This is a genomic window from Rhizobium laguerreae (assembly GCF_002008165.1).
Classification (GTDB): domain Bacteria; phylum Pseudomonadota; class Alphaproteobacteria; order Rhizobiales; family Rhizobiaceae; genus Rhizobium; species Rhizobium laguerreae.
Genome location: NZ_MRDM01000023.1, coordinates 1 through 2627 on the forward strand (window position 1 = coordinate 1; position 2627 = coordinate 2627).

General features: G+C 60.4%; 3 protein-coding genes. All 3 read right to left on the bottom strand.

Features of this window, described 5'->3' with window-relative positions; all coding sequences use genetic code 11:
- Positions 1-29: 29 nt before the first annotated feature.
- Complete coding sequence (locus BS630_RS27165; protein ID WP_011654186.1) at positions 30-2093, bottom strand: recombinase family protein; 2064 nt, start codon at positions 2091-2093, stop codon at positions 30-32.
- Entirely contained in the window at positions 2083-2280 is a 198-nt protein-coding gene (locus BS630_RS27170) for a hypothetical protein (protein WP_028744166.1), read from the bottom strand. Before BS630_RS27170 ends, BS630_RS27165 begins: the two co-directional genes overlap by 11 nt.
- Positions 2281-2430: 150 nt before the next feature.
- Positions 2431-2627 (bottom strand): hypothetical protein (locus BS630_RS37695; protein WP_204339915.1); only part of this gene is annotated, 197 nt, incomplete at its 5' end.

Consider the following 2627-nt stretch of genomic DNA (forward strand, 5'->3'; position numbering starts at 1 on the left):
TACAATCCTGTTTCATAACGCCCATCTTTCTATGTTGTTGAAGGGAATAAGTTTTCCTGATCTGGATGCGATCCTGTGGGGTGTCGAGGGTTCTGCCGGGCGCGATCGAGGATCTGATGTGCTTGCGGGGTGGCGAGTTTTGAACGGCTGAAGATCCATGGGCCGTCGGGTAGCGGATGAGCCCCCTCGATCTGGCCAGCCTCGGCCGCCAGACGCAGCGTTTTTGGCGTTATCCCGAGCAACTTCGCCGCACCGCCCAGATTAAGCCACGGCTCGACCCCGTCGACCCGGGGACGGAAGACCGGAATCTTGCGATATGACCTCAGCGCGGTGACCCGCTCCCGTGTCCACCGATTGCCATTGCCGGTCGTCAGTCCGTTTCGATTGAGGACACCGGCAATCACATCGTCATTGGCGATAAGGACGAGCTGTCGTACGGCGTCGACAATATCGTCAGGCGTCGCGTTTCTTTGCCCGCGGCGCCGCTTCGGCAGGCGCAGCTCGGTGTGGACACCCCCAACCCAATGGATGACGAGGACGATCTCGGAGGTTCCATCATCGAGATCGGCAACCACTTCATTGATGAGCGTTCGCACGATACGCTTCTTCAGCCTTGCATCGGTTGTCGGCGCCGTCCAGACGGCGCGGAGGTTCCCCGCTAGTGCGGCTACCTGGGATGCGGACATGGGGATCGGCTGCGGCGCAACCGTCCGATGTTTGGCAATCTTGGCTTCGATCTCGCCGGCGCGAGCGAGCGCCGTGTTCCAGCGTGCTTCGAGCTCCGACGTCACCAGCCTGTTCTCCGGATCAGCCGCGTCGTATTGCCGGAATGCCCGGTCGGCGGCATAGCGCGCTGCCTCGAGATCGCGCAGCAGGGCATCCTGAACCTGGTCGCGTTGGCTGGCCATACGGCGTTCCGCCTCGATGGCGGCGGCAATAGCTCCTGGTTCGACCACCCCGAGCACCGCCTCCTCGATCGCATCATCGACCCGCAAACCGCCGAAGGCGATGCAACGTGGTTCGCCGTTGTCGAGCAACCCTCGCCAACAGGAATAGCGCGGGATGTTATGGTTGGCTCCTGTGTAACGAACCGTCAGCTTCCGGCCGCACCTTTTGCAGCGGAAAAGGCCGGCAAGCAGAGCGTCGCCATGCTTCGGCGCTCCATGATGGCGACTGGCCGGTACATTGTCGCTGACCATCTTGCGGATCTCCTCCGCCCTTTCCCAACTGATGTAACCTTCGTGTGCGTCCGGGATCAGCGCCAACCATTCATCACGCGCCTTGCGGCGAATTCCAGATCGGCCACCGTATCCCGGGACGGAACGACTCTTACCATAAGCATAAGCGCCGCCGTAGATCGGGTTCGCAATCATCCGGTGGATGGTCGCATAGTTGGGTCTGCGCCAGATGACATCACCGTCCGCGCGCCTGACGGGCAAATCCAACCCGTGTTCGAGGAACCATAGAAGCGCCTGCCGTGCACTGCCAAGTTCGGCGACTTTGTTGAAGACCAACGCAATGGCGTCCTGGATGCGCCGGTCGGGATCTTTCTCGATCCTGTCACCGACCTTCAAAAAGCCGACCGGGACCGTGACGACAAGCTCTCCGCGGCGTGCCTTCTCGTAGCGGGCGGAAAGGGAACGCTGACGTAAGAGATCGAGCTCATACTCGTTGAGGCTGCCCTTCAGGCCCAAGAGCAGCCGGTCATTGCCCTGGCGTGGTGCGTAGACCGCTTCCTGATCGATCAGAACGGTATCAACGACGCGGCACATCTCGATGAGCTGCTGCCAATCGCGGCTGTTGCGGGCAAAACGCGATACCTCGCGTGCCGCTACCGCCCCCACCTTGCCAAGGCAGACCTCGGCGACCATCCGGTCAAAACCAGCGCGGGTTACACCACCGGCGGCCGAACGACCAAGATCGTCATCCACCGTCTCAATGCGCGACCAACCAAGTGCTGTCAGGCGATCGCGCATGGCGTATTGAAGGGTACTGCTTTCGCGATTGTGCAGAACCTGGTGAGCCGAGGACTGCCGAACATAGAGAATAGCCTTCCGCTCCAGATGGTGCGGCCCGATCTTCTCATGCATCATGACCGGCCTCCTTCTGCTGGGAGGTGCGCTCGCAGTTTGCGTGATCGACGAACAGCCGCACGATGAGAACCGTCAGCGCCTGGCGGGTTTCCTCCGGCAACTCCGGCCATTGTGGCATGCCTGCGGTCATCCCCCTCTGCGGAGCCGAAAACAGATCGAACTGGCATGTCATGGACTGGCGAGGCATGGACATCTCTCCGACTCGTTTCGTGAGAGACCAATGCTGCGCCCATTACCGCAGATTGCGATGAGGCGTCGGCGTCTTCCAGTAACTTTGCCAAAGCATGCAGGCTCGCGAGATCGACATGCGGAACTGGCAGGCTGCGCCAATATCCGCTCACGGAACGGTCGAACATCCATGATGGGACTTCAAAAAGCCGATCAGAAGAAGCACCAGATAGGCTGCAGCGGAAAATGTCCGTACCTTTGGCCAGCGCATCATGGACATGCACGAGCTGACCGCACCAAGGATGCCACGGATATAAAAGCTCACGAACCTCCGTCCTGTGGGTGTTCTGTCGTCGTGTTGTACAA

What these genes read in the sequence shown, in the direction of transcription:
- BS630_RS27165 (WP_011654186.1), bottom strand. Translation starts at nt 2,093, where the DNA reads ATGATGCATGAGAAGATCGGGCCGCACCATCTGGAGCGGAAGGCTATT.
- BS630_RS27170 (WP_028744166.1), bottom strand. Translation starts at nt 2,280, where the DNA reads ATGCCTCGCCAGTCCATGACATGCCAGTTCGATCTGTTTTCGGCTCCG.